The sequence below is a fragment of the Dyella sp. genome (assembly GCF_051954575.1).
Classification (GTDB): Bacteria; Pseudomonadota; Gammaproteobacteria; order Xanthomonadales; family Rhodanobacteraceae; genus Dyella_B.
Genome location: NZ_JBQCHP010000107.1, coordinates 60,594 through 76,168 on the forward strand (window position 1 = coordinate 60,594; position 15,575 = coordinate 76,168).

Genomic DNA, 15,575 nt, shown 5'->3' on the forward strand with positions numbered 1-15,575 from the left:
AAACGACAGCGCGGCATTCCAACAAATCAATAAACGACGCGCCGATCCGCGTCACCATCCATGACAGGGGCAACACCGTGAACCGTATCTACCGTTTGGTCTGGAACCGTGCCCTGGGCACCGTGCAGGTGGCTTCCGAACTCGCATGCGCAGCGCGCGGCGGCGCGCAAGGCACGGCGGACACGCAGCCGCTGCGTAGCCACGCACTGCCGATGGCTTGCGCCGCGGCGTTGGGCCTGACGTTGTCGCTCATTCCAACCATATCGAGCGCCAGTTGCGCCCCTACCGTCATCCCATCGGTGACAGGTACGGCCGGAACGGCGGGTACCGACGGTACAAGCGCCGCCCCCAACGGCCATGCCGGAGGGATTGGCACCAATGGTGGCGATGCCACAACGGTTGGTTCCACTTTTTATTGCGTCGATGTCGGTAGCCAGGTTGCTGGTGGCACTGGCGGCGCCGGCGGCAATGGCGGCGATGGCATGGCGGCTACCGGAAGGCCGAGCTTTGGCGGTAACGGAGGCAACGGTGGCGCGGGCGCGTACGGCATCCGCGGCACGGGCGCTTTCCAGCTGGGCAACTACGGCAGTATCGCCGGCGGCGCGGGCGGTAACGGGGGCATCGGCGGGGAAGCGTCTCTTGCCGGCGGTGACGGCGCCTACAGCGGCAACGGTGGTACAGGCGGCGCGGGAGGTACGGCGGTCGGTGGTACCGGCTTCATCCTCAACAACTTCTCCACCGGCGTCATTACCGGTGGTGCCGGCGGCGCCGGTGGGCGTGGCGGCTTCCGCGCTGGCACCTTTTACGGCGAGGCAGGCCCAGGTGGGCAAGGCGGCGCTGCCATCAACAGCCATGGCGCCAGCCACATCAGCAATAGCGGCAGCATCGTCGGTGGCGCGGGGGGCGCCAGCGGCACGGACTACCACGGAACCGAGCGCGGAGGCGGCGGTGGCGCGGGGGTTGCCGGTGATGGATTCATGCTCGACAACACCGCCAGCATCACCGGTGGCGCCGGTGGTGCGGGTGGCGTTGCCTATCTCGGCGGAACCTCCGGCAGCGGCGGCAACGGTGGCGACGGCATTCTTGGCAGCAACCTGACGGTAACCAACAGCGGCAGCATCAGCGGCGGCCAGGCCGGCGCGGCCGGACCCGCCGTCGCTGCGAACGGCATCAAGGCCGGCCAACCCGGCGTCAGTGGCGATGCCGTGCATTTCACCGGCGGTACCAGCACGCTCACGCTCAATAGCGGCTCGGTGTTGAACGGCATGGTGGAGATCGACGGCGGCAGCACCGCCACCCTGTACGCGAATGCAGCCGGACTGGATCTCAACGGCGGCTCGCTCGGCAGCAATGCGCTGCTGGTCAACGGCACCGCCAATATCAACGTCAATACACCGACCTTCGCTGTCTCGGGAAACATCAACGGCAGCGGCACACTCAACATCGCAGGCGCCGGCGCGATCACGCTGGGCACAGTCAACGTTGGCGGGCTGAACAGCAGCGCATCGACCACGCTCGACGATAACGTCACCACCAGCGGTGGCGGCCAAACCTACAACTCACCTGTCACGCTCGGCGCGGCCATCACGGCCAGCGACACGCAGGGCGGCAGCATCCGTTTCAGTACGATCAACGGGCCTTACGATCTCATCGCCGATACCACGGGTACCATCTTTTTCAATAGCCCGGTAGGCGCCAGCCGCGCGCTGAATAGCCTGACCGTGAACGATGCGAGCAAGATCACGCTCGATGGCAATGTCTCCACGGTCGGCAACCAGTCGTATGGCGGACCCGTCACGCTGGGCGGCGCCGTTACGGCGCGCGCTTCGACCGGCAATGTTGAATTCAAATCGACCGTCGACGGCGCATTCGGATTGGACGTCAATGCAGGCGGCACAACCACGTTCGATCAAGCCGTGGGCGGCCAGACCCGGTTGTCCAGCCTTGTTTCGGAAGGCAGTGGAAACACTGTATTGGCCGCGGACGTAGCCACAAGCGGCGGTGGCCAGGGTTTCGGCAATGCGGTAAGCATCACCAGCGATATAACGCTCAGCGATAACCAGTCCGGCAGCATCAATTTCGATTCGACGATCGATGGTGCACATGACCTGACGATCACGACAGGCGGGATGACCAGCTTCCAAGGTTCCATCGGTGCCACGCAGGCGTTGAACAACATCACCGTGACAAGCGCCGGCATTCCGCTTTATCAGTCGTGGAACATCAATGGCACTGCCACGCTCAACAGCAGCGGTGGCATCGACGAAATGCCCGGTGCCGCGCTCTCGGCCAACTTGCTGACCGGCAGTTCGACCGATGCGACCCATCTGGACACCAGCACTAACGCCATCGCGAGCATCGGCCCGTTTTCCGCCAACGGTTTTACGCTCGTCAACAGCGAAAGTGTGCTCGTGCTGAGCGGTTCCACCCTCGACGGCGGCGCAGGCGGCGTATCGCTCGCCACCACCGCTGGCAATATCTATGTCTACCAGGCCGCCACGGTCACCGGCGCCAACATCAACCTTTCCCCCACTGGCTTTACCGACCTGTTCGGCACGCTGAGCACATCGGGGACCATTACCTCGAACAATGGGCTGCAAGTCGAAACCGGAAGCGCGATGCTTGGCAACGTCGCCAACAACGGCGGCATCACCTTCGTCAACAGCGATAGCATTTCAATGGCCGGCGCCATTTCAGGCAATGGCGACCTTACGACACTAGGCAGCGGCAGCGTCGATCTCCAGGGCATCAATACCTACACCGGCGCGACCACGCTCAACAGCGGCACACTCACGCTATCGGGGAATGGCAGCATCGCCGCGTCCAGCTCCGTGCTGGTCGGCAGCTCCAGCACGCTGGATATATCGGGCACCCACAACGGCGCGTCGATCACCACGCTCGCCGGCAAGGGCAAAGTGGTGCTCGGCAATCAGACTCTGACACTCACCGATGCCATGGATACCTACAAAGGCATCATGAGCGGCACCGGCGGTTTCGCAGTATCCGGCGGAGCAGAGGTTTTCACCGGTGCCAACACCTATACCGGCGGTACCGCGATCAACGGTGGCAGCCTGCAATTGGGTAGCGGCGGTACCGCGGGTTCGATCACCGGTGATGTGGTCGATAACGGTAGCCTTATTTTCAATCGCCTCGATGCGATCAGTTTCGGCGGCAATATTTCCGGCAACGGCGCACTGGTGCAGCAGGGTGTGGGGACGCTGACGCTCACCGGCGCTAACACGTATACGGGCGGCACGGTAATCAGTGGCGGCACGTTGTCGGTATCCGGCGACAGCAATCTCGGCGCCAGCACGGGCGCTTTGGCGTTGAACGGCGGCACGCTGCAAATCGACGGGCATACGTTCAACAGCACCATCCGCGCGATCAGCGTTAACGCGCTCGGCAGCGGCCTGGACATCGCCGATGCGGCCAACACGTTTACGCTGAACCGGGCGATCTCCGGCAGTGGCGGTCTTGTGCTGTCCGGTGCCGGCACCTTGGTACTTGCCGGCGCCAACACGTACGGCGGCGCCACCACGATCGGTAGTGGCAGCACGCTGCAGCTCGGCGACGGAGGTTCAATTGTCCATGGCATCACCGATAACGGTACGCTGGTGTTCAATCACAGTGATGCATTGAATGCCGGCAATGTGATTTCCGGCAGCGGCAGTTTGATTCAACAAGGTTCCGGCAGCGTGACCTTGAGCGGCGACGCCAGCGCGTTTACCGGCACGACCACGGTCGCCAACGGCAGTCTGTTCGTAGGCAGCTCCGCCAGCAACACCACGCTCGGCGGTCAGGTCGTCGTCAACAGCGGCGCCACGCTCGGCGGCTTTGGCACGATCAGCGGCAACGTCAACCTGCAAAGCGGCGCCATCGTCACGCCGGGTAGCTCGAGCGGTACGTTGACGGTGAACGGCAATCTCACCGCCGCGCAAGGCAGCGTATTGAATGAGACCTACGGCACCCCTGGCGCGAACTTGCACACTTTCGGCAGCGGCAGCAGCTTGCATGTCGGCGGCGATCTTGTGCTCAACGGTGTCACGCTCAACGTCAACAATTTCGGCAACATGGGTGGCGGCATCTATAACGTGCTCACCTATGGCGGCAACCTGAGCGAAAGCAACGGCGGCATCTCGCTAGGCAGCACACCGGCGGGCCAAACGATGTCGCTGCAGAATCTCACCGCCAGCAAAGAGATCAATCTGATCGATACCACCGGCCTCACGCTCACGATGTGGAATGCGAATGGCCAGGCCTCGGCGGCGCAAATGGGCGGCGGCAGCGGCACGTGGTCTGCCACTTCACCGATGTGGACCAACAGCGATGGCAGCGTGCCGAACTCGGCCATGCAGCCACAGCCAGGGTTCGCCATCTTCGGTGGCACGCCGGGCACGGTAACCATTGATGCCAGCGCCGGCACGGTGAGTGCTACCGGCATGCAGTTTTTTACCAGCGGTTACGTGTTGAATGGCGACGCGCTGACGCTGATCGCGCAGAGCGGCAGCGACCCGGTCACCATCAACGTGGGCGACGGCACTACCGCCAGCGCCGGCACGATGGCGACCATCAACAATGTGCTGACGGGCAGCACTGGCCTGGTGAAGACCGATTACGGCACGCTGATCCTGGGCGGGGCCAACACCTATTCCGGCAACACCATCATCCAGCAAGGCACGCTGGCGCTTGCCGGCAATGGCAGCATCGCGAACACGAATTATGTGGAAGTGGACAGCGGCGCCAGCTTCGATATCAGCAACGCGACGCAAGGCATTTCGATTCCGTGGGTGCAGGGCACAGGCGATGTGAACCTTGGCGGCCAGACGCTTGTGTTGACCAGCCCGGGCCGATTCGACGGGGTGATCGAAGGTTCCGGCGGAGTGACGCTCGTCAACGGCGTAACACAATTCAGTGGCGCCAACACCTACAGCGGCATCACCACGATCGATGCCGGAGCCGAACTCGATGTGTTGAACAGCGGCAATCTCGCCAATAGCACAGTCGACGTGCTCGCGGGCGGCAGCTTCAGCATTGCGGGTACCAACAGCGGTGCACCGATTGCTTCGTTGCGAGGCAACGGTAGCGTAAACGTTGGAGGTTCTGCGCAAACACTGACGCTTGGCAACGCAAACGATACGTTCAGCGGCGTGATCGGCGGCTACGGCGCGCTTAAGCTGTCGGGCGGTACGGAGATACTCACCGGCACCAATACTTACCAGGGACTCACGAGCATCGACTCGGGCACGCTGGCGCTGTCGGGCAGCGGCAGCATCGCCAGCTCCAGCGGCGTGGCGATCAACCGTGGTGCCACGCTGGATATCAGCGGCAGCAACGGCGTTTCGATCACTACGCTTACGGGTAACGGCAACGTCAATCTTGGAGCACAGACGCTCACCCTTACGAACGCCAACGGCGGTGCTTTCAATGGCGCCATCGACGGCGGCGGTAGCTTGACGCTCAACGGCGGCAGCCTGACGCTTTCCGGTAGCAATACATACACCGGGACCACCACGATCGGCAGCGGTGCCACATTGATCGATGCGTCGGCGCAAGCACTGGCCAGCACAACGGCCATCCATTTGAATGGCGGCGGGTTGAGTCTGTCGAACACCAACTTCACGACCTCGGCGCCGGTGGTGCTCGGCGATGATGGTGGTGTGCTCACCGTCAGAGGGGGCAATACGTTGCAACTGGATGGCGCGGTCAGCGGTGGCGCCGGCGGCCTCACCCTTGTGGGTATCGGCGGCGGCACCCTGATACTGACCAACACCAACAGCAACTATCAGGGCGGTACGCTCATCAACAACGTGTTGGGCGGCACCACCGTGGTCGAGGTCAAGGCGACCGGTGCCCTGGGCAGCGGAGATGTGACGGTCGGCGCGTCCAGCGCACTCGACTTCATTGGTCGCGGCAGTACGATCGTCAGTGCAGGTTCAAGCACGATCAACGTCGACGGTACCGCGTCGATCAGCTTCGGCAACAGCACGTCGCTGGGATCCTCTGTCATCAATATGGCTGCCGGCTCGTCGGGCACCCTCGGCGGCGCTGACCTCGGCAATGCCCATCTCAACAATGCCGGCATGGTGATGGTGGCCGATGCCACCGCCGGCAACGCCGTGCTGACCAATCTCGGCAGCGTTACCGCGCCGAGCGGAAGCCAGATTGGCGATCCATTTGCCTATACGGGCGGTGCGCTTGGGTTTTTCGGCAACAGCGATATGGCCAACGCCACGGTGGTGGACAACGCCGGCGGCGCTGTATTCATCACCGGCGTTCCGGGTGACAACGCGACTATCTCCATCGGTTCACTATCCGGCGGCGGCAACATTCTGCTGGGCAGCAACGATGACGCCAATAACAACAACATCCCGCTCACCCTGACGCTTGGCGCACTGAACCGGAACGACACCATCAGCGGCATCATCGACGACACCGCGTTCGCCGGGCAAAGCATGAACGATGGCCTGACCAAGGTCGGCACTGGCACCTTGACGCTGACGGGCGTCAACAACTACAGCGGCGTGACCACCATCAGCAACGGCAGCTTGCAGATCGGCAACGGCGGCACGACCGGCTCCGTCATCAGCGACATCGTCGACAACGCCACGCTGATCTTCAATCGCAGCGATGCGGTGAGTTATGGCGGCACGATCTCCGGCAACGGCGCCGTGGTGCAACAAGGCAGCGGTACGTTGACGTTGGACGGCAACAACAACGCCTTCACCGGCACCACCACCGTCGCCAACGGCAGCCTGATCGTGGGCAGCACCGTGGGCAACACGGCGGTGCTGGGCGGCAACGTGATTGTCGACAACGGCGCCACACTGGGCGGCCTCGGCACCATCGGCGGCGACGTCAATGTGCAATCCGGCGGCATCGTCACGCCCGGCACCGCGTTCGGCGTGCTGGGCGTCAATGGCAACTTCACCGCTGCGCAGAACAGCGTATTGAACGAATCGTTCGGCGCGCCCACCGCGAACTTCCATAGTTATGGCAACGGCACCAGCGTCGTGGTGGGCGGCAATCTCACGCTCGATGGCATGACGCTCAACGTCACCGATGCCGGCGGCATGGGGCCGGGCATCTATAACGTGTTCACTTACATTGGCACGTTGAGCGAAAGCAACGGCGGCATCACGCTGGGCAGCATGCCGGCCGGCCAGACGCTGCAATTGCAAAACCTTACGGCGAGCAAGCAGATCAACCTGGTCGACACTAGCGGCCTCACGCTCGACGTGTGGAATGCCAATGGCCAGGCTACCAGCAGCCAGATGGGTGGCGGTAGCGGCACCTGGTCAGTCACCTCGCAGATGTGGACCGATGCGAATGGCGACATACCGAACGTAGCAATTCAGCCACAACCGGGCTTCGCCGTATTTGGTGGGACCGCGGGCACGGTGATGCTGGACGGCAGCGCAGGCAGCGTCGCCGCGGCCGGCATGCAGTTCGATGTGGGCGGTTACGTTCTTACTGGCGACACACTGAATCTGATCGGCAACCACGGCAGCGCACCGGTGATTCGCGTGGGCGACGGCAGCAGCGCCAGCGCGAACATGACGGCCACGATCAACAATGTGCTTACCGGGAGCGACGGATTGGTGAAGAGCGATCTGGGCACACTGGTGCTTGCGGGCAACAACACCTATAGCGGCGGTACCACGATCAACGGCGGCACCTTGCAGATCGGCAACGGCGGCACTACCGGCGCGATCGTCGGCAACGTCGTCGACCACGGTGCGCTGGTGTTCGACCGCAGCGATGCGGTCAGCTTTGGTGGCGTGGTTTCCGGCAGCGGTTCGCTCAGCCAGATCGGTGCGGGCCATATCACGCTCTCCAACGCCAACACCTATACCGGCAGTACATCGATCACGGCAGGCACGCTGGCTTTGTCAGGGAACGGCAGCATTGCCAGTTCCAGTGGTGTCAGCGTAGCTGGCGGCGCGGGTTTCGATATAAGTGGTAGCACCGGTGGCGCGTCGATCGCTACGCTCAGTGGCAGCGGCAACGTGAACCTGGGTAGCCAAACGCTCACGCTCACCCAGGCCAATGGCCATTTCAGCGGTGCCATCAATGGCAGCGGCGGCCTGACACTGGCGAGTGGCAGCGAAACGCTGGCCGGCGCCAATACCTATACCGGCGCCACAACGATCGCCAGCAACGCCACACTGATACTGACGAGCGACCTCGCATCCAGCAGCGTCATCAACCACGGTACGCTCGATGTATCGGCCAGCACGGCAGATGTATCGATGAACAATCTGGGCGGCGATGGCACGCTGTTGCTCGGCAACCATTCGCTGAGTTTGAACCACGTCAACGGCAGCTATACCGGCGTCATCGCAGGCAACGGTGGCCTGGTGCTGTCGAACGGCAGCGAGACGCTCACCGGCATCAACACCTATCGCGGCGGCACATCGATCAACAACAGCGTATTGTCGGTGTCCAGCGACGCGAATCTTGGCGCTGCAAGCGGTGCGGTGAGCATCGATGGCGGCGCCTTGGCTATCACCGGTCATGCCTTCGGCAGCACGTCGCGTGCGATCACGCTTGGTCATGCCGGCGGCACCCTGGACATCACCGATACCGCCAACCGCTTCGCGATCAGCCAGGCCTTGAGCGGGAGTGGCGCATTGACCAAGTCCGGCGCAGGCAGCCTCGTGCTGACGGGCGACAACAGCTATGCCGGCGGCACCACGATCAGTGCGGGAAGCCTGCAGATCGGCGACGGCGGCACCACCGGTTCGGTGAGCGGCCCTATCGTCAACAATGGCGCGCTGATTTTCGATCGCAGCGATGCGGTGAGCTTCAATGGCGCGATCTCCGGTCGCGGCTCGCTGACCAAGGAAGGTGCAGGCACGCTGACGCTATCGGGTATGAACAGCTATGCCGGCGTCACCACGATCAACGCCGGCACGCTGATCGCCGACAGCAGCAGTCTGTCTGGAGCGGTTACCGATAACGCAGCTCTGGTGTTCAACCAGGCCAGCCAAGGCACGTTCAACGGCGCTATCAACGGGAACGGCACGATCACCAAGACCGGCGCAGGTCTGCTGATACTGGACGGCAACAGCAGCAGCTTCAGCGGCGCCACCACCGTGCAGAACGGCACGCTGGAAATTGGCGACGCGACCACGCCATCGGCCTATCTCGGCGGCAACGTCACGGTGGACAGCAGTGGCGTGCTGCGTGGCCACGGCACGATCGGCGGCGACGTGAGCAATAGCGGCATCGTATGGGCGGGCGGCTCGATCGGCACGCTCACCGTGCGAGGCAACTACGTGCAAGCCGCCCATGGCGTGCTGGAAGTGGAAGCCACGCCGGATGGGCAGGCCAGCCTGGTCAGCGTGAGCGGCACCGCCAACCTGGCCGGAAGCGCCCTGGTGGTGGCCGACAACGGCGCCTGGCTGCCGCGCACCCAGTACACCATTCTTACCGCGGCAGGCGGCGTGAGCGGGCAGTTCGCCTCTGCCAGCAGCAACTTCGTGTTCCTGACGCCGACATTGAGTTACGGCAGCAATGCAGTGAACCTGACGCTGCAACGGAACACCATCGATTTCAATGCCGTAGCGAAAACGCCCAACGAATTCACCGTCGCAACCAGCCTCAACAAGCTGAGCGACGGCAATGTCATCTACGACGCGCTGCTGCTGTCGAATGCCGATACGGCGCGCAAGGCCTTCAATCAGATGAGCGGTGAAATCCATGCCTCGGTCCGCACCGCCATCATGGACGACGAACGCAGCCTGCGCGATGCCGTGACGAATCATCTGCTGGACTGGCCACTCGACAACAGCCAAGCCGGCCGGATGGACAACGGCGCCGCCGTGTGGGCCATGGCGACGGCTCGCGGTGGCAGCCATCAGGGCGACGGCAATGCATCCACGCTCGACGCCAACGGCAGCGGCATGTTGCTGGGCATGGACGCGCCGGTGGGTGACGTCGCACGCATCGGCGGCTTGATCGGCACGGGTAATCTTTCCGATAGCATCGGCGCGTGGGCAGCTTCTTCCGCACACTTGCATACCCGCCACGCCGGTCTATACGCCAGCGTGCAAGCCGGCAGCTTCCGCCTGATGAGCGGCGCGTTCTACGGCTGGCAGAACGTGGACACCGACCGCCACATCAGCTTTCCCGCCGCAGCCGGCACCGCCGGCAGCCATTACCACGCCAATACCGTGCAGGCCTACGTGGATGGCAGCTATGCGTTCACGCTTAGCCATGGCACGCTGGCGCCGTTCGTCGGCCTGGCGGCGCAACGCCTGCACACCGACGCGTTCGGTGAAACCGGCACACCGGCGGCGCTCACCAGCCATGCGCAAGGCGACACGCAGACCTACGGCACACTGGGTCTGCGCGGCGCACTGCAGCTCAACGCGCAGGATACCGTGCAAGCGCACGCAAGCCTGGGTTGGCAGCATGCCTGGGGCGACACGCGCTCTACCGCCACCCTGCAGTTGCTCAGCGGCAGCGATGCATTCACCGTGCAAGGCGTACCTGTCGCACGCAATGCGATGGCCATCGCGGCGGGCTTGCGTATCATCGCTACGCCAAAGCTCTCGCTGGATGCAACCTACAACGGGCAGTTTGCTGCGCGAGTGAACGATCAGGCTGCGCATCTGAGCCTTACTTATTCGTTCTGAGCGGATGTGAGCGTTTGCAGCAGGAATAACCAAAGAGGCTTTTGTCTCTTTGGTTATTTAACTGCCGCAGGGTTAGCGATCTAAAAGAATCTCAGGCACAAGCGGCCCTGCTTTCATCTATCTGCCCCGGCGATCTACCTACAGCTTGTATGTTGAAAAAGAAAAAGCCCTCAAAAAAGGGCTTTTCTTTACTTCCATCCCCACTTTGGGAGATATGGTCTCAGAACGGAATATCGTCATCATCGAACTGATTGCCACCACCCATGTCCGGCGGTGGAGCCGACTGGCGCTGCGGAGCGCTGCCGTAGTCGTCGCCGCGGTTCTGCTGGCGCTGGCCACCACCGCCACCGCCACCGCCTTGCGAGCGTTCGCGGTAACCGCCACCACCACCGCCGCCGCCACCTTCACCGCCCATGCCGCCGAGCATCTGCAGTTCGCTGGCGATGATGTCGGTGGAGTAGCGCTCGACACCTTGCTTGTCGGTGTACTTGTCGGTGCGCAGCGAGCCTTCGACGTACACCTGACGACCCTTCTTGAGGTATTCGCCGGCGATTTCGGCGAGGCGGCCGAACAGCTTCACGCGGTGCCACTCGGTGCGTTCCTGCTTCTGGCCGCTCTGCTTGTCGGTCCATTGTTCGGATGTGGCAATGCTGAGGCTGGCGATGGCCGTGCCGCCGGCGGTGTAGCGCACTTCGGGGTCTGCGCCGAGGTTGCCGACCAGGATGACTTTATTGATACCGCGTGCCATGAATAACCTCGAGAAACTGAATCGGGATAAGGGCTTTGCGTCGTGCGCCCGATGAGCTTAGGACGCTGCCCGGGCCGCCTCCAGCGCCTGCCGGAGCCGCCGAGCGTAAGCCCATGGCCCGCCATGATACATGCCCGGCCCCGGCCGATGCCCGCTGCTTAGAATTTGACCACCGTCCGCAGCCCGAACACGGTGGCGTCACGGTTGGCATTGCTGCCGCCGGGATGGCGGATGTACTGCACGTTGGGCATCAGCGCCAGGCCGTGCCAGAGCTGGAACTGGTAGTTGAGTTCGGCGATGTATTCGTAGCCCTGCACCGGGACGGGACCGGCTCCGGCGGCGTTGAGCAACCGCTGCGCGCTGGCGACGCGTCCGCTGACCCTGTCACGGCCGATGGCCAGCCCCAGGCGATCGTCCGGGCGCGAGGCCAGCGGTCCGTCGTAGAGCAGGCCGATGGAGATCATCTGGTCGATCAGGTCGGTATGCGGATCGGCCTGCACGATGTTGCCGAACACACTCAGGCCACGTGTGATCTGCTGCTGGCCCATGAAATAGCTGCCGGACACGCTGCTCTGCAGGATGGGCGCATCGCTGCCCAGCAGTTGCTGCGCGCCATCCACGCTATAGAACACGTTGCTATAGCGGGCGGTATTGCGCCAGCCGCCGATGCGCCACACGCCGGGCAGTGCACCCTGCGCATCGCCCAGGTTCGTGCGCCAGTCCAGTTCGGCCAGCATCAGCGTGCCGGTGTTCGGCCCTGGCACTGACAGCTTCAAACCCTGCGAGGTGGATGCGTTGTTCGGATTGACTTCAAAACCGCCGAACTTGATCGACCACGCCGACGACGGATTGATCGCGATCACGCCACCGGTCTGCGCCAGCGGCCAGGCATTCACGCCCTTGGAAATCCAGCCGGGCAGCGCGCCGCAGAAGTTGAGGTTCTGGTAGTCGCAGGCGAACGGGAAGAAATCCACGCCGATATCCATGCGGCCGAACTTCAGGTCGACCAGGCCGTTCCATAGCGCCTGTTCGAGATAGAAGCGAGTAAGGCGCGTGACATTGCCGCCGCCGTAGATTTCCTGCGATTCCAGCAAGGTGCCCAGATGCGCTTTCGCATCGATCTGGCTGCCGTTGCGGTTGTTGATGTCCATATGCAGCGAGCCGCCGGTCCAGCCCCATAGTTTTTCGAAATCGAAGGCGGCGTGCAGGTGGATCTGATCGGCGTAGGCATCTGTGTTGCGAATGCCGCCGCTGGTGTTGTGCGCGAATTCGCCGAGGTAATCCAGGCCGATGTCGACGCCATGGTCGTAGAGGCGTTGGCGCGCGCCGTTCCAATCGCCGGTGAGCGTGGTGTGGGCGTAATCGGGGTCGTCGGCGATGGCGCTGGTGCTGGTGCTGGCGATGCATCCGGCCATCGCGATCAGGGCAATGATTTTTTTGCGCATGCGGATTCTCCTTCGGAACAACATCGTTTTTGCTGGCGACGGGCATGAGGGGATCGAGCGGGCACGGCTGTGCTCGCTGGGGTGTCGCAGCGGTGGATCGACTTCCGGCGTGCTGGCTTTTTTTATTCCCTCTCCCCTCCGGGGAGAGGGTTAGGGTGATGGGTCAAGGCTTGTGGGGAAGCTCAGTGACGCGGGGAAGTTTTTTTGCTTTGTAACTTCAGGCGAGGTTGGCCCCTCACCCCGGCCCTCTCCCCCGTTTACCAATTTGTTGAATGGGGAGAGGGAGTAAAAAGGTCAGATCTTGAAAGCCATTGTGGCCTCCACGGCTTGTTTCCAGCCTGCGTAAAGTTCTTCGCGCTGCGCTTCGGGCATCGTCGGTTCGAACTTGCGATCGACTGCCCAATGCCGCGCGATGTCTTCGCGACTGGACCAGAAACCGGTGGCGAGGCCAGCCAGATACGCTGCGCCCAGCGCGGTGGTTTCGGCCACCTTCGGACGCAGCACGGGCACGTTGAGAATGTCGCTCTGGAACTGGCCGAGAAATCCGTTCGCAATCGCACCACCATCGGCACGCAGCTCTTTCAGTTTCAGGCCGGCGTCGCTTTCCATCGCGGCGAGCACGTCGCGTGTTTGATAAGCCATCGATTCCACTGCGGCGCGCACGAAGTGTTCCTTGGTGGTACCGCGCGAAAGGCCGAACACGGCACCGCGTACGTCGCTGCGCCAGTACGGCGCGCCCAAGCCCACAAAGGCCGGCACCATGTAGACGCCTTCGTTGGTCTTGGCGCGTTCGGCGTATTCTTCCGAATCGCTCGCGCGACCGAGCATGCGCAAGCCATCACGCAACCATTGGATGACGGAACCGGCCACGAAGATCGCGCCTTCCAGCGCGTACTCCACCTTGCCATCCACGCCCCAGGCGATGGTGGTGAGCAGGCCGTTATTGGATGCGACGGCTTGGTCGCCGGTGTTCATCAACATGAAGCAGCCGGTGCCGTAGGTGTTCTTGGCCATGCCCGGTTCGAAACAGGCTTGACCAAATAAGGCCGCCTGCTGGTCGCCGGCAACACCGGCAATCGGTACTTCTTGGCCGAAGAAATGCTGACCCAACGTGTTGCCGTAGATTTCGCTGCATGAGCGCACCTCGGGCAGCATTTCGCGTGGCACGTCCAGCATCTTCAACAGATCGTCGTCCCAGCGACGCTCATGGATGTTGTACATCAAGGTGCGCGACGCATTGGTGTAATCGGTGACGTGCACCTTGCCGCCGGTGAGGTTCCAGATCAGCCAGCTGTCGATGGTGCCGAACAGCAGTTCGCCGCGTTTGGCGCGTTCGCGTGCGCCTTCGATGCGGTCGAGGATCCACTTCACCTTGGTGCCGGAAAAATACGCATCGATCAGCAAACCGGTCTTGGCGCGCACCATGTCGTTGTGACCGGCGGCGATCAGTTGATCGCAGATCTCGCGCGTCTGCCGCGATTGCCACACGATGGCGTTGTAGATCGGCTGGCCGGTGGCTTTATCCCACACCACCGCGGTTTCGCGCTGGTTGGTGATGCCGATGCCGGCGATCGCGCGCGCATCCACCTGTGCGTTGTTCATCACCTCGGTGATGGTGGTGAGCACGCTGGTCATGATCTCGCGCGGATTGTGTTCCACCCAGCCAGGTTGCGGAAAGATCTGCCCGAATTCGCGCTGTGCGATGCCGACGATGCTGCCGGCGCGATCGAACAGGATCGCACGGGAGCTGGTCGTGCCCTGGTCGATGGCCAGGATGTATGACTTGTCCATGCAAGGCTCCTTCAACGGGTTGAGTCGGCCACCACGGCGTCGCGGCCGCTGGCTGCCTGCGGCGGCTGCAGGGCGCGCAGGCGCGCCGGCAGGAACGGATACACCAAGCACTGATACGCGGCGCCACCGACTACGCCGCCGATCAGCGGGCCGACGATGGGAATCCACCAATAGTTGTCCGGTGACGGCAGCGCGGACGAACCCCAGCCGGCGAAATAGGCGAACAGGCGCGGGCCGAAATCGCGCGCCGGGTTGATCGCCCACGCTTCCAGGTAACCCATCGAGGCGCCGATGGTGGCCACCAGCAAGCCGATGATCAGCGCACCGGAATTCGCGCCCGGCGCCAGCTCGTTGTATTGCTCGGTGATGGCGAAGATGCCGAACAGCAGGAAGGCGGTGAGGATGATCTGGTCGAGTAGCGCGTGCATCGGCGTGATCGCAAGACCCGGATGCGTAAAGAACACGCCCGCCGCGCCGCCCGCTTCGCGCGTGAGTTGGTGCGTGGTGTTGTAGTGATCGATCACCGGTTGGAACAGCACGTACACGATGGCCGCGCCCAGGAAGGCGCCGATCACCTGCGCGATGCTGTAGGGAACCACTTTCTTCCACGGAAAACCGCGGAACAGCGCGAGCGCGAGCGTTACCGCCGGGTTCGCATGCGTGCCGGAAACCGAACCGGTGACGTAGATGGCGATGGTGACCGCCAGGCCCCACGCGATGCACACGCCCCAGTACGCGTTGGCATAAGGGCTGGGATCGTAGAGCACGTACATGCAGGCGACCGAATCGCCGAGGCCGATGATGATAAAGGTGGCGAGCGCTTCGGAAATCAGCTCGCCGATGCTTTGCCGGGTCATGCGTTTACCTCGGGCTTTCGCGTGGCGGTGGATAAGTGGATAGTGCAGTTCGACATGGCATTGCTCCCTTGGCGATCCCACTCAACTGGCCGTC

At 63.0% G+C, this 15,575-nt stretch carries 5 protein-coding genes; 1 reads left to right on the forward strand and 4 read right to left on the reverse strand.

The window, feature by feature from the left end:
- Positions 1-77 precede the first annotated feature (77 nt).
- Positions 78-10,640: an autotransporter-associated beta strand repeat-containing protein gene (locus ACTHNE_RS14575; protein ID WP_440269634.1), complete on the forward strand. Its 10,563-nt coding sequence runs from the start codon at positions 78-80 to the stop codon at positions 10,638-10,640.
- A gap of 220 nt (positions 10,641-10,860) precedes the next feature.
- Here the strand turns inward: ACTHNE_RS14575 and ssb are convergent, their stop codons facing one another.
- From ssb to ACTHNE_RS14595, 4 genes are all read right to left on the reverse strand, one after another.
- Positions 10,861-11,388, reverse strand: a complete 528-nt coding sequence (ssb, locus tag ACTHNE_RS14580; protein ID WP_324946887.1) for a single-stranded DNA-binding protein — start codon at positions 11,386-11,388, stop codon at positions 10,861-10,863.
- 158 nt (positions 11,389-11,546) lie between these two features.
- Positions 11,547-12,833 carry a carbohydrate porin gene (locus ACTHNE_RS14585; RefSeq protein WP_324946889.1) on the reverse strand — a complete coding sequence of 429 codons (1,287 nt, stop codon included), beginning with the start codon at positions 12,831-12,833 and terminating at the stop codon, positions 11,547-11,549.
- A gap of 294 nt (positions 12,834-13,127) precedes the next feature.
- Positions 13,128-14,624, reverse strand: a complete 1,497-nt coding sequence (glpK, locus tag ACTHNE_RS14590; protein ID WP_440269635.1) for a glycerol kinase GlpK — start codon at positions 14,622-14,624, stop codon at positions 13,128-13,130.
- A gap of 11 nt (positions 14,625-14,635) precedes the next feature.
- Complete coding sequence (locus ACTHNE_RS14595; protein ID WP_324946893.1) at positions 14,636-15,481, reverse strand: MIP/aquaporin family protein; 846 nt, start codon at positions 15,479-15,481, stop codon at positions 14,636-14,638.
- Positions 15,482-15,575: the final 94 nt, after the last annotated feature.

Bases quoted from the DNA above. Each gene is read 5' to 3' on its own strand.
- ssb (WP_324946887.1), bottom strand. From the start codon at position 11,388: ATGGCACGCGGTATCAATAAAGTCATCCTGGTCGGCAACCTCGGCGCA.
- ACTHNE_RS14585 (WP_324946889.1), bottom strand. From the start codon at position 12,833: ATGCGCAAAAAAATCATTGCCCTGATCGCGATGGCCGGATGCATCGCC.
- glpK (WP_440269635.1), bottom strand. From the start codon at position 14,624: ATGGACAAGTCATACATCCTGGCCATCGACCAGGGCACGACCAGCTCC.
- ACTHNE_RS14595 (WP_324946893.1), bottom strand. From the start codon at position 15,481: ATGACCCGGCAAAGCATCGGCGAGCTGATTTCCGAAGCGCTCGCCACC.